This is a genomic window from Amphritea atlantica (genome assembly GCA_024397875.1).
GTDB classification, from domain to species: domain Bacteria; phylum Pseudomonadota; class Gammaproteobacteria; order Pseudomonadales; family Balneatricaceae; genus Amphritea; species Amphritea atlantica_B.
In genome coordinates, this window is record CP073344.1 from 3,015,096 (window position 1) to 3,038,852 (window position 23,757).

Annotated in this window: 20 protein-coding genes; 12 read left to right on the forward strand and 8 right to left on the reverse strand. The window is 51.1% G+C overall.

Annotation, left to right across the window (positions count from 1 at the left end; all coding sequences use genetic code 11):
- The first annotated feature begins 190 nt into the window (after window positions 1-190).
- The 10 genes from KDX31_13920 (at window position 191) to KDX31_13965 (ending at window position 11,275) form a co-directional block, all read left to right on the forward strand.
- Window positions 191-1,390 carry an outer membrane beta-barrel protein gene (locus tag KDX31_13920; protein UTW02443.1) on the forward strand — a complete coding sequence of 400 codons (1,200 nt, stop codon included), beginning with the start codon at window positions 191-193 and terminating at the stop codon, window positions 1,388-1,390.
- A 59-nt stretch (window positions 1,391-1,449) separates the two neighbouring features.
- Window positions 1,450-1,959, forward strand: coding sequence for a polysaccharide export protein (locus KDX31_13925; GenBank protein ID UTW02444.1), 510 nt, complete (start codon window positions 1,450-1,452; stop codon window positions 1,957-1,959).
- Window positions 1,960-2,038: 79 nt separating this feature from the next.
- Window positions 2,039-4,252: a polysaccharide biosynthesis tyrosine autokinase gene (locus tag KDX31_13930; GenBank protein UTW02445.1), complete on the forward strand. Its 2,214-nt coding sequence runs from the start codon at window positions 2,039-2,041 to the stop codon at window positions 4,250-4,252.
- A complete protein-coding gene (locus KDX31_13935; protein UTW02446.1) occupies window positions 4,252-4,980 on the forward strand; it encodes a capsular biosynthesis protein in 729 nt (242 codons plus the stop codon). The genes KDX31_13930 and KDX31_13935 overlap by 1 nt, the downstream gene beginning before the upstream one ends.
- Window positions 4,967-5,653, forward strand: a complete 687-nt coding sequence (locus tag KDX31_13940; GenBank protein UTW02447.1) for a hypothetical protein — start codon at window positions 4,967-4,969, stop codon at window positions 5,651-5,653. Before KDX31_13935 ends, KDX31_13940 begins: the two co-directional genes overlap by 14 nt.
- 71 nt (window positions 5,654-5,724) lie before the next feature.
- Window positions 5,725-6,609, forward strand: coding sequence for a UTP--glucose-1-phosphate uridylyltransferase GalU (gene galU / locus KDX31_13945; protein UTW02448.1), 885 nt, complete (start codon window positions 5,725-5,727; stop codon window positions 6,607-6,609).
- Window positions 6,610-6,613: 4 nt separating this feature from the next.
- Window positions 6,614-8,251, forward strand: a complete 1,638-nt coding sequence (gene pgi / locus KDX31_13950; GenBank protein ID UTW02449.1) for a glucose-6-phosphate isomerase — start codon at window positions 6,614-6,616, stop codon at window positions 8,249-8,251.
- Window positions 8,248-9,513, forward strand: coding sequence for a UDP-glucose/GDP-mannose dehydrogenase family protein (locus KDX31_13955; protein ID UTW02450.1), 1,266 nt, complete (start codon window positions 8,248-8,250; stop codon window positions 9,511-9,513). Before pgi ends, KDX31_13955 begins: the two co-directional genes overlap by 4 nt.
- Window positions 9,510-9,908, forward strand: coding sequence for a hypothetical protein (locus tag KDX31_13960; protein UTW02451.1), 399 nt, complete (start codon window positions 9,510-9,512; stop codon window positions 9,906-9,908). Before KDX31_13955 ends, KDX31_13960 begins: the two co-directional genes overlap by 4 nt.
- Window positions 9,905-11,275 (forward strand): phosphomannomutase CpsG, encoded by a 1,371-nt coding sequence (locus tag KDX31_13965; protein UTW02452.1) that lies wholly within the window; start codon window positions 9,905-9,907, stop codon window positions 11,273-11,275. The genes KDX31_13960 and KDX31_13965 overlap by 4 nt, the downstream gene beginning before the upstream one ends.
- Before the next feature lie 378 nt (window positions 11,276-11,653).
- On the opposite strand, the gene KDX31_13970 is transcribed toward KDX31_13965, so the two are convergent.
- The 4 genes from KDX31_13970 to KDX31_13985 form a co-directional block, all read right to left on the reverse strand.
- The gene (locus KDX31_13970) at window positions 11,654-12,100 is read right to left on the reverse strand and encodes a transposase (GenBank protein ID UTW02453.1); all 447 of its coding nucleotides are present in this window, start codon (window positions 12,098-12,100) and stop codon (window positions 11,654-11,656) included.
- A 650-nt stretch (window positions 12,101-12,750) separates the two neighbouring features.
- A complete protein-coding gene (gene galE / locus KDX31_13975; GenBank protein UTW02454.1) occupies window positions 12,751-13,761 on the reverse strand; it encodes a UDP-glucose 4-epimerase GalE in 1,011 nt (336 codons plus the stop codon).
- A 253-nt stretch (window positions 13,762-14,014) separates the two neighbouring features.
- On the reverse strand, window positions 14,015-14,794 hold the full coding sequence (gene cysQ / locus KDX31_13980) for a 3'(2'),5'-bisphosphate nucleotidase CysQ (GenBank protein UTW02455.1): 780 nt from the start codon (window positions 14,792-14,794) through the stop codon (window positions 14,015-14,017).
- A 31-nt stretch (window positions 14,795-14,825) separates the two neighbouring features.
- On the reverse strand, window positions 14,826-16,592 hold the full coding sequence (locus tag KDX31_13985; GenBank protein ID UTW02456.1) for an SLC13 family permease: 1,767 nt from the start codon (window positions 16,590-16,592) through the stop codon (window positions 14,826-14,828).
- A 147-nt stretch (window positions 16,593-16,739) separates the two neighbouring features.
- Here KDX31_13985 and cysD point away from each other — a divergent pair, with 147 nt between their 5' ends.
- Window positions 16,740-18,485, forward strand: coding sequence for a sulfate adenylyltransferase subunit CysD (cysD, locus tag KDX31_13990; protein UTW02457.1), 1,746 nt, complete (start codon window positions 16,740-16,742; stop codon window positions 18,483-18,485).
- Window positions 18,485-20,386 (forward strand): sulfate adenylyltransferase subunit CysN, encoded by a 1,902-nt coding sequence (cysN, locus tag KDX31_13995; protein ID UTW02458.1) that lies wholly within the window; start codon window positions 18,485-18,487, stop codon window positions 20,384-20,386. Before cysD ends, cysN begins: the two co-directional genes overlap by 1 nt.
- A gap of 135 nt (window positions 20,387-20,521) precedes the next feature.
- On the opposite strand, the gene KDX31_14000 is transcribed toward cysN, so the two are convergent.
- From KDX31_14000 to KDX31_14015, 4 genes are all read right to left on the reverse strand, one after another.
- Window positions 20,522-20,863 carry a four helix bundle protein gene (locus KDX31_14000; GenBank protein ID UTW02459.1) on the reverse strand — a complete coding sequence of 114 codons (342 nt, stop codon included), beginning with the start codon at window positions 20,861-20,863 and terminating at the stop codon, window positions 20,522-20,524.
- 295 nt (window positions 20,864-21,158) lie between these two features.
- Window positions 21,159-22,586 (reverse strand): mannose-1-phosphate guanylyltransferase/mannose-6-phosphate isomerase, encoded by a 1,428-nt coding sequence (locus KDX31_14005; protein UTW02460.1) that lies wholly within the window; start codon window positions 22,584-22,586, stop codon window positions 21,159-21,161.
- Entirely contained in the window at window positions 22,583-23,062 is a 480-nt protein-coding gene (locus tag KDX31_14010) for a GDP-mannose mannosyl hydrolase (protein UTW02461.1), read from the reverse strand. Before KDX31_14010 ends, KDX31_14005 begins: the two co-directional genes overlap by 4 nt.
- A gap of 315 nt (window positions 23,063-23,377) precedes the next feature.
- Window positions 23,378-23,749, reverse strand: coding sequence for a GxxExxY protein (locus KDX31_14015; protein UTW02462.1), 372 nt, complete (start codon window positions 23,747-23,749; stop codon window positions 23,378-23,380).
- Window positions 23,750-23,757: the final 8 nt, after the last annotated feature.

The window sequence follows — 23,757 nt, forward strand, 5'->3', positions numbered from 1 at the left end:
AGAAAATGTTAGCTTTCAAGCAATAGCAGCATAAAACATACCCACTTAGAGGCATCAGTGAGTACCGCTATAAAAAAGTGCATGGTACTATTAGCCGATATTGAAACTCTATGGTTCATTTGATGCTTTTCATAACGCGGACAATGAACAAAATATTACATTTTAAAGTGACACATAAGGACATATGCCGATGAAATACCGGACTTTAGCACGTTTAATTACCCCTACTGCGTTTATCTTCTCGCTGCCAGCTGTAGCCGCTATCGAACCTGCAGCCATTGACGCAGGTCCGGTTAAAATTGTCCCAATGATCAGTGCTCAGGTGGGTTATGACGATAACTTTTTCAGCACCTCTGCTAACGAAGAAGACGACACCATTACTGTTCTGTCTCCCTCAGTTCAACTGATCGCCGAAGATGGACTGAACGCATACCGCTTAACCTACCAGCTCAGCGAAGGTATCAACCAGGATCATTCGACGGATAACTACACAGATCATAACTTGTCCGCTGACGTACATCTTGAATTCAGTCAGCGCAGCGTGATGGATCTGAACGCAGCCTACAACAAAGGTCATGAAGCACGCGGCACCGGACTTAGCGGAACCGGCGGTATCGCAAACAGCATTGATGCCCCTCTGGAATATGACACACAAACCGTAGGTTTCAGCTACATCTATGGTGCTCCGGAGGCAACCGGCCGGATTCAGGTTTACGGTGAGCACCTTGACCGCGAATACCAGAACTTCCGCTCAATAACCGAAGGCCGGGACGACACAGAAGTGACTCTGGGTGCAGTTTTCTACTACCAGGTGATGCCGAAAACATCTCTGCTGTTTGAAGTCCGCAACAAAGATATAGACTACGATGTTGATCCGGCCAACTCTCTTGACAGCGAAACCCGCAAGTATTTTGTCGGTGCGACCTGGGAAGGCACTGCAAAAACAACGGGTACCGTTAAAGTCGGTGTGAGCGAAAAAGATTTCGATTCAGCCAGCCGTAAGGATTTCACCAGCGGCAGCTGGGAAGCATCAGTTCGCTGGGCGCCACGCACCTATTCCGTCGTCGACATCAGCACCAGCCGAAGCGCTGCTGAAAGTACCGGCAACGGAAACTTCATTGATACCAAGAGCTATAACGTCAACTGGAATCACGCCTGGAGCGACATTGTTAACACTGACCTGGGTCTCGGATATACCAACGAAGCCTATGAAGGTGCTGCTGATGGACGGGAAGATGACACTACATCGGTTAATATGGGTGTGAATTACGATATGCGACGCTGGCTGACCTTTGGTCTGAATTACAAATACAGTGATATCGATTCAAACCTGGCCAATACCGATTACAGCAAAAACCTGGTTATGCTGACAGTTAACGCATCGCTCTAAACTGTTACAATCGAGATATATCTATGTTATTCGGTTTTAATACTATCAGGGTAGCCTTTATGGCTACTCTGCTTCTCTTCTGCTCAGTCGTTTCGGCTGAGTCGACCACACTTTCCGACTACCGTCTTGGTTCCGGAGATCTCCTCAGCATCCAGGTATTCGGCGAAGAAGACCTGAGCATGGAGATCCGCCTCAGCGACGCAGGCACCATTGCTTATCCTTTTTTAGGCGAGCTCAGAGTGCTGAATATGACTATAGGCAACCTTAGCAAAATGATTGAACAGGGCCTGGCCGATGGTTATCTGCTTGACCCACATGTCAGCATCACAGTCGCGGAATATCGGCAGTTCTTTATCAATGGCGAAGTTCAGGAGCCCGGTGGCTACCCGTTCCAGCCAGGGCTGACACTACAGAAAGCGGTTGCACTGGCCGGCGGATTTACTGAACGCGCCTCCAAGAGCAAGCTATTTGTCTCCCATGATGGTGAAACCACCGACCCACGCCTGGTTCAGCTCAACACCCAGATCAAACCCGGCGATATTATTACTATCGAACAGAGCTTCTTCTAAATTGCTGCTGTCACTCAGCACAACTAATAAGCAAAGCTAAACCGTTCCGCATACATATTACAGAGACAAGCCAGAAAGTATGGATACGAATAGATCCCAGGAAAGCATGACCCGCCTGATGAGCGACGATGTAATCGATCTGCGCCAATACTGGAACACCATTAACCGGCACAAGTGGGGAATATTCGGATTCGCCATCGTCATAACGATGCTGGCGACATTGGTCGTCTTCTCGATGAAACCGGTCTATCGCGCTGAAGCGACGCTGCTGATTGAGTCAAAAAATGCCAATGTGGTATCGATTGAAGAGGTCTACGGCCTCGATGCAGGCAACAGTGAATACTACCTGACACAGTTTGAAATTCTCAAATCCAGGCAACTGGCGGAACGGGTTATTGAGAAACTAAACCTGATAGATAACCCTGAATTCAACCAGAAGCCCGGTTTTATCGCTGCAACGATCACTTCAGCTAAGAACCTGCTACCGCTGGGCGTTGAAGCAGAGCTTTCCGAAGAGGAACAGGCCCGTATCAGACTTCAAGAGGTCACCGATCAGTTTCTTGCGAACCTGACAATCTCACCCATCCGTAAAACACAGCTGGTCAAAATCAGCTACGATTCTTACGATTCGCTGCTGTCGGCCCGGATAGCCAACGCCATAGGCGACGCTTATATTGAAAACAACCTGGAAGCACGCCTGCAACTGACCTATAAAGCCTCCGAATGGCTGATGGAAAGACTGAGTGGTCTCAGAGATAAACTTAAACAATCTGAACAAAATTTACAGGAATACCGGGAAAAGGAACAGATTGTTGGTAATGACGGCGGGTTTGATATCGCTAACAGCGAACTGGACCTGGTGGCCAGCAAGCTTGTTGATGCACGACGTGAACGTATGGCGCTCGAAAGCCTGAACAATCAGATAAAGAAAGTAGACAAGCGCCATCCCGAGAACTTTGAGCTGATCCCTGCGGTTCTTCAGCACCCCTTAGTACAGAGTCTGAAAGGCTCTGTTCTTCAGGTAGAGCTCAAGAGGTCTGAACTGTCGAAGCGCTACGGTGCCAAGCATCCTAAGATGCAAGCCGCTCAGTCTGAACTTGAAAATGCACAGCGTAGCCTGCACGAGCAGGTCCTGTCTATCGTCAATGGTATTGAAAATGAATACCGGCTGGCGCTCTCCGCTGAACGTTCACTTAAATCTGCGGTTAATAACACCAAGCAAGAACTGCAATCGATCAACCGGAAAGATTACCGTTTGAAAGAGCTTGAGAAAGAGGTGGATGCCAACCGCCAGCTGTATGACACGTTCTTCACACGCCTGAGCGAAACCAATGCAACCGGCGATCTGCAATCAGCCAACGCCCGTATTTCCGATCCGGCACACCCGCCACAGAGCGCGGAAAAGCCGAAGAAAGGACTTATTATCGCGCTGACATTCATCGTCGGAATCATGTTTGGAACTATGCTCTCATTCCTGCTGGAAGCGCTGAACAATACGCTGAAAACGGCTCAGGATGTTGAAAACAAACTCGGCGCCACGATGCTGGGCCTGCTGCCGAAACTGGCGAAAAAAGGGGGTACGGAAAACATCAGTTACAGCGCTTACCTGAACGATCAGCAGTCGGCCTTTGCTGAATCAGTAAGAACCATTCGTACCGGCATCGTCCTCTCTGCGCTGGACAACCCCCATAAAATCTTATGTATCACCTCTTCGGTCCCCGGTGAGGGCAAAACATCGCTTACCCTCAGCCTTGCCTTCTCGATTGGACAGATGGAGAAAGTACTGCTGATTGATGCCGATATGCGCCGTCCGTCAATAGCCAAAAACTTTGGTCTGTCTGGCAAAACACCGGGATTATCGAATCTGGTTGCCGGCACTGCCCGACTGGAAGAAACCATTCACAAAGATGAAAAATCCGGTATTGATGTACTGCCATCGGGGATTATTCCCCCTAACCCGCTGGAGCTGCTTTCATCAGAGCGTTTCGCGAAGGTACTGGCAGTTCTGGAAACAAAATACGACCGGATCATCATCGACACGGCACCGACACAAGCCGTCAGTGATGCGCTGGTGCTGTCATCGCATGTAGGCGCAATGATCTACGTGGTCAAAGCGGATGCGACAAACTACCAGTTGGCTAAAAATGGTCTCAAGCGTCTGAATGAAGTGAAAGCCCCGGTTATCGGCGTAGTGCTTAATCAGGTCGATATTAAAAAGGCCGCAAAGTATGGTGGTGACTACAGTGGTTACTATGATACGTACGGCTATACCGCAGAAGAAAAGACAGCCTGATGATTGATCTGCATAACCATATACTGCCAGGAATAGATGATGGGCCAGCGACGCTTTCTGAGTCGCTGGAACTGGCTAAGATCGCTGTTGATGACGGTATTCGTCATATTGTCGTAACCCCCCATATCCATCCCGGGCGTTACGAAAATCAGATCAGTACCATACAGCCGGTATTGCAGACCCTGCAACAGGCTATCGCTGATGCCGATATCCCACTCACGCTGAGCATGGGCGCAGAACTACGTATCTCTGCCGAAATGATCAGCATGATACCCTCCGGTAAAGTCCCCTTTCTGGGAAGCTGGAAGGGTAAGAAAGTCTTACTCCTGGAACTGCCTCACAGCCATATTCCCCCAGGGACAGATAAGCTGATCAACTGGCTGTTAAGCCAGAACATTCAGCCGATGATTGCGCATCCGGAGCGCAACAAAGAGATCATCGACAATATCGATAAACTCAACCCTCTGGTTGCCCAGGGCTGCTTATTGCAGGTAACCGCGATGTCCGTTGCCGGACGCTTTGGCGACGCTGCCAGAGAGATCTCCGAAATACTGCTTCAGCGGGACTGGGTAACCATACTCGCTACGGATGCCCATAATAGCCGCCATCGTCCCCCCGTACTAACGGAAGGGGTTCAGGCCGCTATTCAGATCGTTGGTGAAGATGCAGCCCGGGCACTGGTAACCTCAATACCCGAATATATAATCTCCAACCATGCCGAAACCTGACGCTGTCCGCAAAACTTTTGTCTTCGCAATACTCATTATTCTTGTTTCGGCTGCCGTCATCGCCACCCGGGGCGGTATTGCAGACGTCTACGCATACTCTCCTAGACAGCACCTCGAACAATGGCAAAAAACAGACAAAATCCCGTCGGAAGAAAAACTGGCTACGCAGCTGGCGAATATAAGAAGCGCTATAGAGTGGCAGCCAAACAGAGCTGAATACAGGGACATTGAAGCGCTATTATTATACTATCAGGCATTACATCACTATCAGGCAGGCAGCTCTTCAGGCTACCGTGAATCAACCCTTAAGGCGATAGCGGGCTATCGAAACGCGACGCAGGAACGCCCTAACTGGCCCTATAGCTGGGCCAATCTGGCACTGATGAAGGCCTCAATTCAACAGTTTGATCACGAGTTTGAAGCGGCGCTCATTAAGGCGATAAAACTCGGCCCCTGGGAAAACTCGGTTAACATCAGTGTCGCTGAAGCCGGTCTTTTAGGATGGGCAGCACTTGCTCCCGCCACTCAGAATGCGGTAATAGAAAACATTGAGAGAGGCTTAAAGCGCAACACCCCGGTGCTTAAAAAGAGACTGAAAACTATCAATAAACTGGGGATGGCCTGTATTTACCTCAAAGCCAGCAACGAACGAAAACGACTCTGCGGTTTTTGATCGTTATCATAAAGGCTGAAGTTAGAATTTATTAAGACAATATCAGGACGATATAAAGGTCTGGAGCATATATGACAACCGTACGTAAAGCAGTAATCCCCGTTGCGGGTCTGGGAACACGGGTTCTCCCGGCAAGTAAAGCGATCCCGAAAGAGATGATGCCGGTTGTGGATAAGCCTGTCATCCAGCATGTTGTCGAAGAAGCAATCAAAGCCGGAATCAAAGAGATCATTCTGGTAACCCGTAGCGGTAAATCCGCAATTGAAGACCATTTTGACAGTCACTATGAGCTGGAGCACCAGCTGGATCTGAAAAATAAGACCCAGATTCTGGACTCAGTCAGCAAGATAATCCCCAGTGACGTTACCATCTTATCGGTGCGTCAACCGGAAGCCCGCGGTCTCGGCCATGCCGTGCATTGCGCCGCGCGAATTGTCAATAATGAACCCTTTGTCGTCATTCTGCCGGACGTTCTGGTCAACAACTATCAACAGGATCAAAACGACCTGCAGCAGATGGTACATGCTTTCGATGAGCATAAGGCTGCCCAGATCATGGTCGAATCGGTTCCTGAGGATCAGGTGCACCTCTATGGCGTAGCCGACTGTAATGGCGTGAAACCCGATGCAGGAGAGTCTGTTTCTATCTGCGCTATGGTAGAAAAGCCAAAGCGTGAAGATGCGCCCTCCGACCTTGCTGTCGTTGGCCGCTACGTTCTGCCCGCCCGGGTAATGGAACTTCTGGCTGCTACCAAACCGGGGGCCGGTAATGAGATCCAGCTCACCGACGCGCTGGATGAACTGTTAAAAGAACAAAAGGTCGAAGCCTACCGTATGACGGGTAAAACATACGATTGCGGCAACAAGCTGGGCTACCTGCAGGCCAACGTTGCCTATGGTCTTCAGCACCCGGAAACCGCTGAAGCATTTAAGCAGTTCCTGACGAAACTGGACTGACATTATGACGGTTAATAATTCGCCAGCCTGGCAAGCACTGAGTGCTCATGCTAACAAGGTACGTGAGAAACATCTCACTGAGATGTTTGCAGAGGATTCAGAGCGCTATGATAAGTTCAGTTTCAGGGCGGCCCACTGCCTGACTGATTTTTCCAAGCAGCGTATTACGTCAACCACTCTGCAACTACTCATTGATCTGGCCGAACAGCAAAAACTGCCTCAGCGGATCGAAGCACTCTTCTCCGGTGAAAAGGTTAACCTGTCAGAAAATCGCCCTGCCCTGCATACCGCCCTGCGCCAGCCAGCAGATCAGCCACTGCTGGTTGAGGGGGTCGATATATCAGAGGAGATACACGCCTCTCTGGAAAAAATGGAAACCCTGGTTGACCAGATCCACAACGGACAGTGGCGCGGCTATGACGGCAGTCCCATTAAAAACGTCGTCAATATCGGCGTTGGCGGCTCTGATCTCGGACCGTTGATGACCTGCAGGGCTTTAAGCATGTTTGCCCCAGAACACATCCGGGATATCGATATTCACTTTGTATCCTCAATGGATGGCAGCCACCTGGCAGGGCTGCTGACACACATTGACCCGGCATCAACCCTGTTTATTGTCTCATCCAAATCATTCTCCACTATCGACACGCTGGCGAACGCCAATACCGCCAGAGAATGGCTGGTAGACACCAGTGGACTGCCGCTTGAACTGATCAGTCAACATCACTTTATCGGGATCACTGCCAGCCCTGAGAAAGCCGCGGACTGGGGTATCCCTGAAAAAAACCAACTGCATTTCTGGGACTGGACCGGTGGACGCTATTCCATGTGGTCGGTCATCGGCATGGCTATTGCACTGCAAATCGGCAATAAAAACTTCCGCCAGATGCTGGCGGGTGCGCATCAGATGGATACTCACTTCCGCTCTGCTCCGCCAGCGGAGAACCTTCCGGTCCTGATGGCGATGATTGGTATCTGGAATATTAACTTTCTCGATATACATGCGCATGCAGTGCTGCCTTACGATGGCCGCCTGGAACATGTTCCCGCCTATCTTGAACAGCTCGAGATGGAGAGTAACGGCAAGAGCGTCACCTTAAACGGAGAGAAGCTCAACTACGCCACCTGCCCCATTCTGTGGGGAGAGGTGGGCCCGAATGCGCAACATGCATTTTATCAGCTGCTTCATCAGGGTACCGAATCCGTTATGTGTGATTTCATCGCACCTGCTCTGCGTTATCAGGATCAGGGCGAAGACCTGCAGGCCCAGCACCAACTGGCACTGGCCAACTGCCTTGCGCAGTCCCGCTTACTGGCGCTGGGTGATAGCGTACTCGACGACGCCGACACGGCGCCGGCACATAAACGCTACCGGGGTAACCAGCCAAGCACGACCATCATGTTCGACACTCTCAGCCCGGCGAGCTTTGGTGCTCTCATCGCGATGTACGAGCACAAAGTATATGTCCAGTCAGTCATCTGGGAGATCAACCCGTTTGATCAGTGGGGTGTTGAACTGGGCAAGCAGGTGGCGACCTCGCTGCTGGATCAGTTTACTGAACAGACCTCATCAGCTACCGACAGCTCAACAGAGGGACTGATACGTTATGTTCAACAGCAGCGCCGGGAGAATCAGTCATGAAGATCAAAGTCTACGGCGTTAGCCTGACCGCCTGGGTCGCTGCCGCTTGCCTGGCCAGAGCCGGAAACGATGTTCTGATAGAAGGCCCTGACAGCCAGCTTGAAAAGCCACTTGAGGATATTTCTGCCCTTAGAGACGAGCCGGGGCTGCTTGATCAGATAGAGCTGCAACTCAAAGCAGGCAGACTCCAGCGAACCCGTGACAAAGGCGCCTATGCCGAAATTCACTGGCTGGCACTGGAACATAATGAGTTTGATGCGGCCCGGCAAATAATTCGCTCGCTGGGTAAAGCGAATCCCGATAACCTGCTGATCGTAAACCAGTGTAATTTTGGCGTTGGTGCAACCGATCAGCTGCAGGACGAACTGAATCAGGACACTAATCAGGTTGTTGTATATATCCCTAACAACCTTCAGGAAGGTAAAGCGTTAGAGGGCTTCAGCCAGGCGAAACGGGTCATTATCGGCAGCGATAACAACTGGGCGATTACGATGACCCGGTCGCTGATTCGCCCTTTTATTCAGAATATCGAACACCTGCAACTGATGACCAGCAGGGAAGCGGAGTTTACCAAGTTTGCCATCACCGGCATGCTGGCGATTCGGCTGGGTTATATCAATGAACTCGCCAATCTTGCCGACCAGATGGATGTGGATATTGATACCATCCGTGAAGGCATGGGGGCCGATCCCCGTATTGGTCGTCACTACCTTGCACCAGGCTGCGGCTTTGGTGGTCAGAACTTCAATCAGTACATCGCTCGATTCTCTGAGATCTTTGAAAATAAGGGCAAAGACTCTCTGCTTAAAACCGTTATCTCAGAAAATGAGATTCAAAAAGAACTGCTGTTCAAAAAGCTATGGCAACACTACCGCTGCAATCTGACCGGAAAAACAATCGGGATCTGGGGCGCATCATTCAAGCCAGGCACTGCCAGCGTCGATAATGCGCCCAGCCTGAAGCTGATCGATGCCTTACTTGCACAGGGCGTGCAGGTCAGAGTCCATGATCCGGAAGCTTTGGGAAACCTGAAAAAGCACTATAGAAACGCGCCCCTGCTCAGCTTCTGTGATGACGCTTACGATGCGATCAAAGATACCGATGCCCTCCTGCTGGTGACCGAATGGCCGGAATACTGGTCACCGGATTATCGCAAGCTACTCGAAGCGATGCAGACACCACTGGTCATTGACGGGCGTAATATCTTCGACCGGGAAGCGCTGGAATTATATGGCTTCACCTATATGGGTGTGGGCCGATGATGCTGCGCTCTATCCTGTTCAGCCTTTGTGCTGCAGCGCTGTTCTACGGACTGTTCAGAGAAACTCCGCCCCCTAAACTATTCAACCAGTCTGACAAATTCGGCCACCTCTTAGGCTTTGCCGCGATGACGCTTATCGCTCTCTGGACGCTTTCCCGCCGATATTTTCCGCTGTTTATAGTGGGTATATTGATACTGGCCTGTAGTGCAGAATTTATACAGGAATGGCTGCTACCGCATCGGCATTTCTCAATAAAAGATATGTATGCCAACCTTTCGGGTATCGCATTAATCTTGGTTTCATGGGCAGTCTGGCGGACAGGTCGTCATTTTTTTTTAGCCGTCAGTTCAAAACCCGACACCCTCAATTTACAACCTTCAGAGAAGCATCAATGAGCAAACTAGCCTGTTTCAAAGCCTACGATATCCGCGGCCAGCTGGGTACTCAGCTGGATGAAGACCTGACCTACCGCATCGGCCGTGCCTATGCAGAGTTCCTGAAACCTGAGACCGTTGTGGTTGGCGGCGATATGCGCCTGTCCACCGAGTCACTGAAACAGGCTCTGGCAAACGGCCTCAGGGATTCCGGGGTCAATGTTCTGGATATCGGCCTCTGTGGTACCGAAGAGATCTATTTCGCCACCGCGCACCTGAACACCGATGGCGGTATCGTTGTGACCGCGAGTCACAACCCCGAAGATTACAATGGTATGAAGCTGGTTAAGCAAGGCTCCCGACCAATCAGCGGCGATACCGGGCTGAATGACATTGAACAGCTGGCCCGTGAAAATAATTTTGCCGCAGTCGATGAAGCCAGGCACGGCAGCTACGAAAAAGTGGATACCCTTGCGGCCTACATCGAACATCTGGAAGGCTATATAGACCTGCAAACCCTTAAACCGATGAAACTGGTGGTAAACGCCGGTAACGGTGTTGCCGGACATGTGATCGATGCCCTCGAAGCTCAGTTTAAAGCGGCATCCGTGCCGGTCGAATTTATCAAAATTCACCACCAGCCCGATGGCACCTTCCCCAATGGTATCCCCAACCCCATTCTGGAAGAGAATCGCGCCGACACCATCGCGGCCGTGCTGGAACATAAAGCCGACATGGGGATCGCCTGGGATGGCGACTTCGATCGCTGCTTCCTGTTTGATGAAAATGGCCGTTTTATCGAAGGCTACTATATCGTAGGACTGCTGGCCGAAGCCTTCCTGGCAAAAAACCCCGGGGCCGCGATTATCCACGACCCGCGCCTCACCTGGAACACTCTGGATATCGTTGAGGCCAGTGGCGGTAAAGCGATTCAAAGCAAAACCGGACATGCCTTTATCAAAGAAAGAATGCGTCAAGAAGATGCCGTGTACGGCGGAGAGATGAGTGCTCACCATTACTTCCGTGACTTCTTCTACTGCGATAGCGGAATGGTGCCATGGCTGCTGGTCGCTGAACTCATCAGCAACAAGGGACAGACGCTATCGCAACTGGTTGACGACCGGATTACCCGATACCCGTCCCCCGGCGAGATCAACAGCAAACTGGAAGACCCGAAAGCCGCTATCGAGCGAGTTCTCAGCACTTACAAGGATGCCGCAAAAGCGATCGACTACACCGACGGTATCAGCCTGGATATGGGTGAATGGCGCTTCAACCTGCGCTCATCCAACACCGAACCGGTGGTTCGGCTAAACGTTGAAACCCGGGGAGATGAAGCCCTGATGAAAACCAGAACCGACGAGCTTCTGACACTGCTGCGCAGTTAACCCGAGATTTTTTCGTTCGGATGATAAAACCATCGCGGCAGGATGCCGCTCCTACGTACATACCATCCCGTAGGAGCCCCTTCCAGGGGCGATATACCATCGCGGCAAGCACCCAGAGGGCATACTAATACCGCTCCTACAAATACATCCCACCCCGTAGGAGCCCCGTCCCGGGGCGATAAAACCTTCGCGGCAGGATGCCGCTCCTACAATACATCCCACCCCGTAGGAGCCCCTTCCAGGGGCAATCAAACCATCGCGGCGAGCACCCAGAGGGCATACTAATACCGCTCCTACAATACATACCATCCCGTAGGAGCCCCTTCCAGGGGCGATAAAACCATCGCGGCGAGCACCCAGAGGGCGATCAAACACCCCTTAAACCCAAACCGCATCCCACAACGAATACTCTCTGTAACTTTTCACTAACCCTGCCCTAACCGGATTCATAACCATATAACGCGCGATCTCCGTTAAATCCTCTTCATTCCTGATAGCATGATCATGAAAACCTTTTTGCCAGATATGCCCCGACTGCCCCAGTCTTTTATTGATCTCTTTAGCTGAAAATGATTTGAGAGAATGGATTAAATGCTCAAGTGAACCATTACGTAGTTCCACCAGCCAGTGAACATGATCAGGCATGATTACATACGCAAGCGTCTCAACGTTATCGGCCATAAAAACCATTGAACGTATAACAACTCGTCCACAATAGAGATCTGTAAAGATAGGTTTACGCTGACAGGTTACAAACGTAACCAGATAGATCCGACCAGGCTCAGAAAACCGGCCTTTTCGCAGAGCAGATGAATTCCCTTTCATCTTTGATTCCTTTTCCTAACATTATTGGTGTGAGGGCCCTTTCAGGGGCGATATAATCATCGCGGTGGGACACCACTCCGACAATACATCCCACCCCGTAGGAGCCCCTTCCAGGGGCGATCAAACCATCACGGCGGGACGCCGCTCCTACAATACATACCCAACCCCGTAGGAGCCCCTTCCAAGGGCGATAAAACCATCGCGGCGGGACGCCGCTCCTACAATACATTCCACCCCGTAGGAGCCCCTTCCAGGGGCGATAAAACCTTCGCGGCGGGACGCCGCTCCTACAATACATACCCAACCCCGTAGGAGCCCCTTCCAGGGGCGATAAAACCATCGCGGCGGGACGCCGCTCCTACAATACATCCCACCCCGTAGGAGCCCCTTCCAGGGGCGATCAAACCATCGCGGCGGGACGCCGTTCCTACAAATACATCCCACTCCTTAGGAGCCCCTTCCAGGGGCGATAAAACCTTCGCGGCGGGACGCCGCTCCTACAATACATACCTCCCCCCGTAGGAGCCCCTTCCAGGGGCGATAAAACCTTCGCGGCGGGACGCCGCTCCTACAATACATACCTCCCCCCGTAGGAGCCCCTTCCAGGGGCGATAAAACCATCGCGGCAGAATGCCGCTCCTACTCAGCGCTTACCTATACCCCTCTGGATTATTGATCTGCCAGCGCCAGTGATCTTCAACCATCCGTTTAAGATCATACTTCGCAATCCAACCCAGTGCCCCCTGACTGAACGACGGATCAGCATAGCATTCTGCAATATCACCCGCGCGCCGCGCAACAATCTGATACGGAATCTCCCGCTCGGAGGCACAGGCAAACGCCTTTACGACCTCAAGCACTGAATAGCCATTGCCTGTGCCTAAGTTATACGCCCTGCAATCATGTTGCGGATTCAGGGCAGCTAACGCACACAGGTGCCCGGCCGCCAGGTCTTCTACATGGATATAATCACGCACACCGGTACCATCAACCGTTGGATAATCCCCGCCAAACACACTTAGTTTTTCACGTTTACCGACGGCAACCTGGGCGACAAACGGCATCAGGTTATTGGGAATACCCGCAGGATCTTCACCCATCAGACCACTCGTGTGAGCCCCCACCGGATTGAAATAACGCAACAGGGATATCTGCCATGCACTATCTGACACAGCCAGATCCCTGAGGATATTTTCAATCATCAGCTTCGACTGACCATAGGGGTTGGTGGCTGACAGAGGGAAGTCTTCACGGATGGGAACCGAAGCCGGGTCGCCATAAACCGTCGCCGATGAACTAAACACAATACGCTTGCAGCCATTGCTGGCCATCACATCAAAAAGGGTCAACGAGCCTTCGACATTGTTCTGATAATAGCGCAGAGGCTGAGCAACCGACTCCCCTACCGCTTTTAATCCCGCAAAGTGGATAACCGACTCAATAGCATACTCAGAAAAAACCGTATTCAGACACACCCGGTCACGGATATCCCCTTCCACAAAAACCGGGCGTTTTCCGGTGATCTGTTCGACCCGGTTAAAGACCTCAGGATGGCTGTTACACAGGTTATCAAGCACGACAACCTCATAGCCCGCCTCAAGTAACATAACAACGGTATGAGACCCAATGTAGCCAGCCCCGCCCGTAACCAGAATTGCCATATAAAATCAGTCCTTAATTGATGAATATGTTAGACGTCCCCGCCGTTTCTCAGGTTTATCGCCCCGGGACGGGGCTCCCACAAGGGCAACTACTCCTGCCCCCGGGCACCCAGAGGGCATGCTAAAGGGGCTCCTACAATACATTAAACCCCGTACCCGGGGCGATGGCTTTATAGCCGCGAGGAGCACCTCCTACAGCGGCTTCTTTTTCGGACCCGGACAAGCGCAGCGATCGGACAGCGAACCTCGGCTTTCAACCCCACTTATCCGACTTTTCAGCGCAGACAATAAAGAATGGATTCAACAGCGTGTTCGGGCGGGTATTGTACAGCAGCGGTGTCAGCTCAGGGTATTGCAGAACCAGACCTCCGGCTGCACTGACCACAGCATGTGCCGCAGCAGTATCCCATTCACTGGTTAATCCCAGACGCGGATAAAGATCAGCGGCGCCCTCGGCAACCAGACACAGTTTCAGAGAACTGCCCATGGAAACCACTTCGGTATCCGGCAGCCCCTTAACAAACGCTTTGAATTCATCAGTCTGATGTGAACGGCTTCCCACTACACGCCAGACGGCACCTTCAGCGGGAATAGCAGACACCTTGATTGACTCAACCTGTCCAGCGGACTCTTTAAACGCCCCGTCAGCATCACCCCAATACGTAACATCCAGTGCCGGCGCATAAACAACACCAAACACAGCTTTACCCTGATCGATCAGGGCAATATTGACGGTAAACTCGTCGTTCTTCTTGATAAACTCTTTGGTTCCATCGAGCGGATCAATCAGCCAGTATCGCTGCCATGACATACGCTCCAGATGTTCATCAGCATCGGACTCCTCAGATAAAACCGGAATCTGAGGCGTCAGTCGTTTAAGCCCGTCAACAATACAATGGTGAGAGGCTAAATCAGCTTCCGTCAGCGGACTTTCATCCTGCTTTTCATACACAGCAAAATCACGTTGATAGATCGCCATGATTGCAGCGCCCGCGTGTTTAGCCAGATCGATAATATCTTGATTATTGAACATGATGTCCTTCTCACTTTGCAAAAGTTAAAACTTAAAAATGCCAGATCTGCGGAATCAGAAACAGTGACACCACCGCAACGGTTATACTAAGCGGTATACCTAACCGGGCATAATCTGTAAAACGATACCCTCCCGGACCATACACCATCAAATTAGTCTGATAGCCCAGGGGGGTTATAAAGCTGGCAGAAGCCGCAAACATAATCGCGATAATAAACGGCATATAGCTAACCCCCAACTGCTCCGCTAACGCCATAGCGATCGGGAACATCAGCACTGCGGCAGCATTGTTAGTAATCAGTTCCGTAAATATAACCGTTATAAGATAGATCAGTATCAATGCCTGCCAGGGAGTGATGCCATCAGAAAACAGCAACCCGTCTGCAATAAGGCGGGCATTGCCCGTTTTCACCATGGCCGCGCCGAGTGCAAAAGAGGACGCGATCACCATCAGCACAGATAAATCGACGTTCCGACGGGCTTTGGATACGGATACACACCGGCTCGCCAGCATAATCCCCGCAGCCATAAAGGAGGCTTCAAGAATTGATAACAAGCCCGTTGCACTGACCAGCACCATCAACAGCAGCGTCCCGATGGCAACAGGCGCCCGGGCAAAATCGGGAGGGGTCGATTCATTCAGCGCACTCACCAACAGAAAGTCTCTTCGGGAGCGATACTGACTGACAAAATCATCACTGGCTTCCAGTAATAGCGTATCGCCCATCTGCAGCTGGATATCACCGATCTTGCCGTCCAGACGCTGACCCTGCCGACACACAGATAAGATTGCCGCCCGGAAGCGACTGCGAAAGCGGGACTCTCTCACGGTCTGATCCAGCCCGAAAAACTCAGGACCAATCACCGCCTCAACCAGGCAGCGCTCCTGCAACGCGATCCCCAGGTTTTCCAGACCATCACCAGAGGGCAGCAACCCCCGTATCCCGCGAAGCTCATGCGCACTTTCAGCGGCACCAACAAACACCAGCACATCATCCGCTTCGAGCACAACATCGGGAGAAACCGCCGTGATTAACTGCCCGCGCCGTCTGATATCAATAAGATATCCATACGTCAGGTGCCGCAAGCCCGCCTGAGCAACGGTTTTTCCGACAATAGGGCCGGCTGGACTAACAACCAGCTCAACCACATATTCCCGGGCCAATTCAAGCTGCTCAACGACACCTTTCCGGTCGGGTAGTAAAACAGGCGCTAATAAGACAATCAGTCCCCCCGCGATGAACAACACCGGAACCCCGACCCAAGCCAGATCAAACATTCCCAGGGCAACGCCGGTCTCAGCCTGAAGCAGCCCATCCACCACCAGGTTGGTACTCGTGCCGATAAGGGTGCAGGTCCCGCCAAGAATGGCGGCATAACTCAAGGGTAGAAGCAGTTTAGAAACGGGGATCTTGATCCTGCGGGCCCAGTCCTGAACTGCCGGAATAAACATGGCGACGACAGCGGTATTGTTCATGAAAGCACTGAGTAGCGAGGTTGGGATAACCACCCGGAGCAGTGAACGTTTTTCACTCTCGGGCAAGCCAAGTAAAAGCTGACCAGCCCAGCGCACCGCCCCCGTCTCTTTCAGCCCGGCAGCGACCACATAAAAAGCAGCAATGGTAATCACTCCCGGGTTTGAAAAACCCACCAGCGCTTCTGCAGGCGTCAGTATTTTGAAGATGATTAAAACACCCATGGCCGCCATGAGAACCATATCTGCTGCAATATGGCTAAAAACCAGCAATAGCAGTACCGAAATAAGTGTAAAGAGAGTGAGTCCCGCTGAGAATTCCATATTTCGACTTTCTGAGTCCCTGATATTCCACCTGACGAAGCGATCTTCACTCCAGCAAAAATTCAAGACACTATATGTTTAACAGTAAATGTTTGTCAGCATACCGCTAACTTTGTATGATCACAATTCTTATACAGGATATTCAGAATGAGCGGCAAGAAACTTTCTTCAACAGAGCTAAACAAGCTTAGAAAAGAAGCGGTACAGCTTCGGCTCAGTGGAGAAACCCTGTCCGCCATCAAACAAAAAACCGGTCTTTCCAATCCGACCATAATTTCATCCCATAAACGTTTTATAGAGGGTGGTTGGGAAGCGATAAACACCGGAAAAAGAGGTCGGCCTAAAACAGACTCTGAAAGCGACTGCCTTGAGTTTATGCTGTCTGGCCTCCCTTCAGATAATACACTCTGGACCACCCAACAAGTTCAGGACTGGTTCAGAACGCACCAGCATGAACGGTCACTCAAAACGATTAACCGTTATCTGAAAAGCTGGGGCATAATCGCTCCCCCTGAGTCACACAGCACAGACAGCCCCAAAGCGTGGCTGATGCAACATCACCCCGAGCTGAATAGCGCACAAGATGATTCGCGGGAGACAGCACTCAGAAGTCCATCCCCCGAAGGAAAAGTACTCAAGGGAGGCATCGCCACCTTTACCCCGCCAGCAACGAAGTATGGCTCGGTCGCAGGGGGACATTTTATTTATGCACAGGATTTCAGAGGCAAACTCTACTGGCTGGCAACCCCCGACGCCCCCGACAGCAAACTCATTCTTCATTTTCTGCAACGGCTTAGTCATCAGTTTAAATCGGCAGTGACACTGTCCTTCCATAGCGTGCCGCTACAGCGATACACCGATATTCAGCAATGGCTGGCCAGCCAGTCGCAATTAACCCTGTTAACGTACGCAACATCCAGACACAGCAACCCGCCAGTTACCATTCCGGCAGGCGGTGAGAAAGCATTAACTCAGTCATATGTGAGGACCACGATGGCATTAACACATTTACAAAGACTGGAAGCCGAAAGCATACAAATAATGCGTGAAGTCGTTTCCAAAGCCGATAACCCGGTCATGTTATATTCCATCGGCAAGGACAGCGCAGTGATGTTGCACCTGGCGATGAAAGCTTTTCATCCGTCCAAGCCGCCATTTCCTCTGCTGCACGTTGATACCGGCTGGAAATTCCGCGACATGTACACCTTTCGCGATCAACTGGTGAAAGATCTCGGAGTTGAGCTGATCACCTATATGAATCCGGAAGGTCTGGAAAAAGAGATCAATCCATTCACTCATGGATCCTCCCTGCACACCGACATCATGAAAACTGAGGGCCTGAAGCAGGCCTTGAATAAGTTTAAATTCGATGTTGCCTTTGGGGGTGCGCGCCGCGACGAAGAAAAGTCCCGCGCCAAAGAACGAATTTTTTCTTTCCGTACTGCCGATCACCGCTGGGACCCGAAAAATCAACGCCCTGAGCTGTGGAAAAACTACAACGCCAACAAACGTCCGGGCGAATCGATCCGGGTATTCCCACTATCCAACTGGACCGAACTGGATATCTGGCAGTATATCTATCTGGAGCAGATTCCGATTGTCCCGCTCTACCTGTCGGCCGAACGCCCGGTTGTCGAACGCGACGGGACGCTGATCATGGTGGATGATGAGCGTATGCCGCTGCAACCCAACGAAGTCCCGATGATGAAGAAAGTGCGTTTCAGAACCCTGGGGTGTTACCCACTGACCGGAGCGGTTGAGTCAGAAGCCGACACGCTGCCAGCCATCATCCAGGAGATGTTGCTGACCAAAACCTCAGAACGCCAGGGCCGGATGATCGATCACGACTCTGCCGCCTCAATGGAAAAGAAAAAGCAGGAGGGCTATTTCTAATGGCACATTCATCAGAGATGATATCTGAAGATATCGTTCAATACCTGAAAGACCACGAACAGAAAAGCCTGCTGCGCTTTATCACCTGCGGCAGTGTTGATGATGGTAAAAGCACCCTGATCGGACGTCTGCTATACGAATCAAAGCTACTCTTCGAAGACCAACTGGCAGCGGTTGAAGCTGAATCCAAAAAATTCGGAACTCAGGGCGACAATATTGACTTTGCCCTGCTGGTTGATGGGCTGGCGGCTGAGCGTGAACAAGGCATCACCATCGATGTTGCCTACCGCTTCTTCTCTACCGATAAGCGTAAGTTTATCGTTGCAGACACCCCCGGGCATGAACAATACACCCGTAACATGGTCACCGGCGCGTCCACCGCTGACGTCGCAATTCTGATGGTGGATGCCCGCCGTGGCATCCTGACCCAGACCCGTCGTCACAGCTACCTGACCTCCCTCATCGGCATTCCGCATATCGTCGTCGCGATCAACAAGATGGACCTGGTGGACTACTCCGAGCAGACCTACACACAGATCAAAGAGGACTATACCGAATTTGCCCGGCAGATCGGTATTGAGCAGATCACCTTTATTCCGATGTCGGCGCTGGCCGGTGACAACATCACTGCACCCAGCAGCAACATGCCCTGGTATCACGGCACCACACTGATGGGTTATCTGGAAACCGTACAGGTCGATGATGAGCTGATGCAGAAACAGCCGTTCCGTATGGCGGTTCAATGGGTAAACCGTCCTAACCTGGATTTCCGTGGTTTCTCGGGCCAGCTGGCCAGCGGGGTTATCCAGCCGGGCGACCGCATCCGTGCACTCCCTTCAGGCAAAGAGAGCACCATTGCCACCATCTCAACCTATGATGGCAACCTGCCACAGGCCGTTGCAGGCCAGTCCGTCACGCTGACACTGAATGACGAGATTGATATCTCCCGCGGCGACATGCTCACCTCTGCTGAAGAGCCCGCATCCATAGGTAAACAGTTTGAAACCACTATCATCTGGATGCATGAAGAACCGTTGATGCCAGGCCGTACTTACCTGATGCAGATCGGCAGCAAAACCGTCACCGCATCGATTACCGATATCAAGCATCAGGTGAACGTTAACACGATGGAACACCTGGCCGCTAAAAAGCTGGAACTGAACGGCATCGGCGAATGTAATATCAGCCTTGATCAGAACATCGCCTTCGATGCTTATAAAGCCAACCGTGATACCGGCAGCTTCATCCTTATCGACCGGATGACCAATAATACCGTGGGCGCAGGCCTGATAAACTTTGCCCTTCGCCGAAGCACCAACATCACCGTGCAGCACACCGAAGTGAACAAAGCGGTCCGCTCAACACTGAAATCTCAGAAGCCATGCATTATCTGGCTAACAGGCCTGTCAGGGTCGGGTAAATCAACCATTGCTGACCTGGTCGAACAGAAACTGCTGGCATCCGGCCACCATACCTACCTGCTGGATGGTGACAACGTCCGCCACGGTCTGAATAAAGACCTCGGCTTCACCGATCAGGACCGGGTGGAAAACATCCGCCGTATCGCCGAAGTCGCCAGACTGATGGTCGATGCGGGGCTGATTGTTATCACCTCGTTCATCTCCCCTTTCCGGGCAGAACGACAAATGGCACGGGACATGGTTGAAGCGGGCGAATTTATCGAGATTTTCGTCAACACTCCGCTGGACGTTGCAGAAGACCGGGACGTAAAAGGCCTGTATAAAAAAGCCCGCCGTGGCGAGCTGAAAAACTTCACTGGCATCGACTCACCTTATGAAACACCCGAGACCCCGGAACTCGACCTGAAAACAGTCGAAATAACACCTGAAGAGGCCGCCGATAAAGTCATTGAACTGCTTAAACAGAAGCAGATGATTTAAGGGCTAAGAGCCGGGGTCCGATCGTTTCACTCGTCCGATCGCTTCGCTTGTCGGAAGTCCGAAGAAGCGGACAAGCGCAGCGCTCGGACAAACGAAGTGATCGGACTACGGACTTCGGCTTTTATGGACCAGCTCTCATCCCTCCGCTTTCTTTATCAAGCCTGTCAGCATTTTCTGAATATCGACGAGCTCATCACACCAGTGATTCCCCGCCTCAGAAGAGACATAACCAATTCGCTGACCGATATAGACCTGGGTTTTAAGTTCTCCAGCAGAGCCCCGGGCGTAGAGATAAAACTTCCTTTTATCCTTAATCGAACCCCGTTCAAATCCCTCAGCTATATTACTGGGAATAGACAAACTACTCCGTGTGATCTGATCCTTAAAACCATAATCACGACAATCAGCCATCGATTTATAAACTTCACAACTCAAGCGACAAGAACGTTTCCATACGTCCAGATTTTCAAATCCCATAACAACCTCCATGTTTTTAAAGCAGAAGTCAGAACAATGCAGAAGTCCGAACGCTGCGCTTGTCCGAACATTTCATTTTCAGAACGCAGCCTTCGGCTGCTTGTCCGCTTATTCGGATCTCAGACAAGCGTAGCATTCGGGCCTCGATTTTAGGCCCTCGTTTTTAAGTTTATCGCTCCTGGTACCCAGAGGGCATGCTAAAGGGGCTCCCACAAGGGAAAGACTTCGCCTACGGAACTAATATGCTTTTTCGGACCTCGGACAAGCGAAGCGATCGGACAACGGACTTCGGCTCTTACGCCCTCCCATACTGATCATCCAGCCGGACTATATCATCCTCTCCCAGATAGGACCCCGACTGTATCTCTATCAGCTCAAGCGCCACCATCCCCGGGTTTTCCAGGCAGTGAATCTCGCCTAACGGGATGTAGGTGGACTGGTTTTCAGTGACCAGGAACGTCTCTTCACCTTTGGTCACTTTTGCCGTGCCGCTCACCACGACCCAGTGTTCGGCACGGTGGTGGTGCTTCTGTACAGATAAACGCGCGCCCGGCTTCACCGTAATACGTTTAACCTGATAGCGCTCGCCCACATCAATCGAGTCATATTTACCCCAGGGACGGTATACCTCCCGGTGCTGAAAGGTTTCATTCCGGTTGTTATCTTTGATTTCAGAAACGATCTTCTTAACATCCTGAATCTTGCTTTTATCAGCCACCAGCAAAGCATCCGGTGTATCAACGACAATCAGGTTATCCACACCCAGCGTCGTGACCAGTCGACTGGTCGACATAACATACGAATTGCGGGTGCTGTGAGCGATAACATCACCATTAATCACATTGCCGTCGCTGTCTTTATCCTTAATCTCCCACAGGGCCGTCCAGCTACCGACATCACTCCAGCCCGCATCAAGAGGCAGTACAACCACACTATCAGCGCCTTCTGCCGCGCAAAGAGGCTCCATCACCGCATAGTCAACCGACTCATCCGGACAGGCTTTGAAAGCCTCAGCGTCTACCCGGATAAAATCCATATCGGTCGAGGTGTCCAGCATCGCCTTCTGACACGCTTCAAGAATATCGGGACGGAACTTACCCAGTTCTTCCAGATAACGGTCTGCCCGGAACATAAACATACCGCTGTTCCAGTAATAGCCACCCTCATCCAGATAAGTCTGAGCGGTTTCCAGATCAGGCTTTTCAACAAACTCAGCCACCGGATACGCGTCACGCGACTGATCGTCACCTTTCCGGACATCGGCTTTAATATACCCATAACCCGTTTCCGCATGCGTCGGCACAATACCAAAGGTCACCAGACACCCCTCTTTAGCCAGAGGTTCTGCCTGAGCAATCACCTTTTGGAAGGTCTGCTCGTCCTCAATCACATGATCCGCAGCAAGCACCAACAAACACTCGCCACCCAACCCTTTATTAACCGCATCGATAGCAGCCAGCGCAATGGCCGGTGCCGTATTACGCCCGACAGGCTCGAGAAAGATAGAACAGGATTGATTCGCAACCCGCATCTGCTCTGCCGCCAGAAAACGGTGTTCCTCATTACAGATCAGGCACACCTGATCAACACTGCCCAACCGCTTTACCGTCTCCTGCAGCATTGAAAGATCGCTGTTAAGCCCAAGAAACTGCTTTGGATACTGAGTGCGGGAAAGTGGCCAGAGACGGGTACCAGAGCCACCCGCCATAATTACAGGGATCATACAGAATATCCTTTTTCGTTCAGAAAATACCACTTAGAGTGGTTATGCACATCATCAGCGCTTAATAACTCATCTTCAGACAACCACCGATAATCACTGTGCTGCTCAACCGGCAGGGCCGTCACAGCCTCGCTCAATTCTATTACAAACGCATTAACAACATAGTGTGTAGAAACACTATCACTCAACGCACTGTCATCATAAAAATGTTCATACAAACCAAGATAACGGGCATCCTGAATCGCGATTTCAACCCCCAGCTCAGCTTTAGTCAGCCGGGAAAATGCATCGGCTAAACGCTCATTCTTTAAAACCCGCCCACCCGGCACAAACCAAAAATCTTTGGCGGGTTTATTCAACCGCTTTCCCAGCAAAACCCTGCCATCAGGTGACTTAACCACCAGATCAATCGAGATCAGAGGCGTTGAATCAACCACGCGACGAAAGTCATCAGAAGAAAGAAAGCTATTATCCATTAAAATCCTTAAAGCTTGTCACCACCGAGACCACAGAGCACACCGAGGAAAAGCCAACAATTAAAGAGCCCTTAACAAAAACCCCTTCTCTGTGGCCCTCTGCTTCCTCTGTGGTAAAACAGCCCTTACAAAAACATATTCACCACAGAGGACACAGAGAGCACCAAGGAAAAGCAAAGTCGAAGGTAAGAACTTAAGGTATCCTCAGTGGTAAAACGCTCTTACACAAAAGTACTTCTCTGTGGACCTCTGTGTCCTCTGTGGTAATACCGTTCTTACAAAAGTACTTCGCAGTGCCCTCAGTGATGAGTTCCCTTAAAGCACGACCCTTTTAAGTCCATTGATTAACTTACCTACATTGAAGTTAATCACAAGGCCTTTTCTAATCCCTGATAACTTAAGGTAAGTTAGCATTTGAGCTGTATGTATAGGCATCAACTTATCAACAGACTTAAGTTCAAGAATCAGCTCACCAGGAATCAGGATATCAATGCGGTATCCTGCATCGATACTCATTCCTTTGTAGGCCACAGGCAACGAAACCTGTGCCCGCGCATCAACTCTAGCCTGAGCTAATTCATACATCAAACAACTCTCATAGCTAGACTCAAGTAACCCAGGCCCTAATTGACGGTGAACCTCAATCGCGCACCCAATTACTTTATCCGTGAGAAAATCCCTTCCCATATCGACCT

Excerpts from the sequence above, each read along its gene's own strand:
- KDX31_13930 (UTW02445.1), top strand. The coding sequence starts at position 2,039 with ATGGATACGAATAGATCCCAGGAAAGCATGACCCGCCTGATGAGCGAC.
- KDX31_13970 (UTW02453.1), bottom strand. The coding sequence starts at position 12,100 with ATGAAAGGGAATTCATCTGCTCTGCGAAAAGGCCGGTTTTCTGAGCCT.
- pgi (UTW02449.1), top strand. The coding sequence starts at position 6,614 with ATGACGGTTAATAATTCGCCAGCCTGGCAAGCACTGAGTGCTCATGCT.
- KDX31_14015 (UTW02462.1), bottom strand. The coding sequence starts at position 23,749 with ATGGGAAGGGATTTTCTCACGGATAAAGTAATTGGGTGCGCGATTGAG.
- KDX31_13940 (UTW02447.1), top strand. The coding sequence starts at position 4,967 with ATGCCGAAACCTGACGCTGTCCGCAAAACTTTTGTCTTCGCAATACTC.
- galU (UTW02448.1), top strand. The coding sequence starts at position 5,725 with ATGACAACCGTACGTAAAGCAGTAATCCCCGTTGCGGGTCTGGGAACA.
- KDX31_14000 (UTW02459.1), bottom strand. The coding sequence starts at position 20,863 with ATGGGATTTGAAAATCTGGACGTATGGAAACGTTCTTGTCGCTTGAGT.
- KDX31_13960 (UTW02451.1), top strand. The coding sequence starts at position 9,510 with ATGATGCTGCGCTCTATCCTGTTCAGCCTTTGTGCTGCAGCGCTGTTC.
- galE (UTW02454.1), bottom strand. The coding sequence starts at position 13,761 with ATGGCAATTCTGGTTACGGGCGGGGCTGGCTACATTGGGTCTCATACC.
- KDX31_13985 (UTW02456.1), bottom strand. The coding sequence starts at position 16,592 with ATGGAATTCTCAGCGGGACTCACTCTCTTTACACTTATTTCGGTACTG.
- cysQ (UTW02455.1), bottom strand. The coding sequence starts at position 14,794 with ATGTTCAATAATCAAGATATTATCGATCTGGCTAAACACGCGGGCGCT.
- cysD (UTW02457.1), top strand. The coding sequence starts at position 16,740 with ATGAGCGGCAAGAAACTTTCTTCAACAGAGCTAAACAAGCTTAGAAAA.
- KDX31_13920 (UTW02443.1), top strand. The coding sequence starts at position 191 with ATGAAATACCGGACTTTAGCACGTTTAATTACCCCTACTGCGTTTATC.
- KDX31_13965 (UTW02452.1), top strand. The coding sequence starts at position 9,905 with ATGAGCAAACTAGCCTGTTTCAAAGCCTACGATATCCGCGGCCAGCTG.
- KDX31_13925 (UTW02444.1), top strand. The coding sequence starts at position 1,450 with ATGGCTACTCTGCTTCTCTTCTGCTCAGTCGTTTCGGCTGAGTCGACC.
- cysN (UTW02458.1), top strand. The coding sequence starts at position 18,485 with ATGGCACATTCATCAGAGATGATATCTGAAGATATCGTTCAATACCTG.
- KDX31_14005 (UTW02460.1), bottom strand. The coding sequence starts at position 22,586 with ATGATCCCTGTAATTATGGCGGGTGGCTCTGGTACCCGTCTCTGGCCA.
- KDX31_13935 (UTW02446.1), top strand. The coding sequence starts at position 4,252 with ATGATTGATCTGCATAACCATATACTGCCAGGAATAGATGATGGGCCA.
- KDX31_14010 (UTW02461.1), bottom strand. The coding sequence starts at position 23,062 with ATGGATAATAGCTTTCTTTCTTCTGATGACTTTCGTCGCGTGGTTGAT.
- KDX31_13955 (UTW02450.1), top strand. The coding sequence starts at position 8,248 with ATGAAGATCAAAGTCTACGGCGTTAGCCTGACCGCCTGGGTCGCTGCC.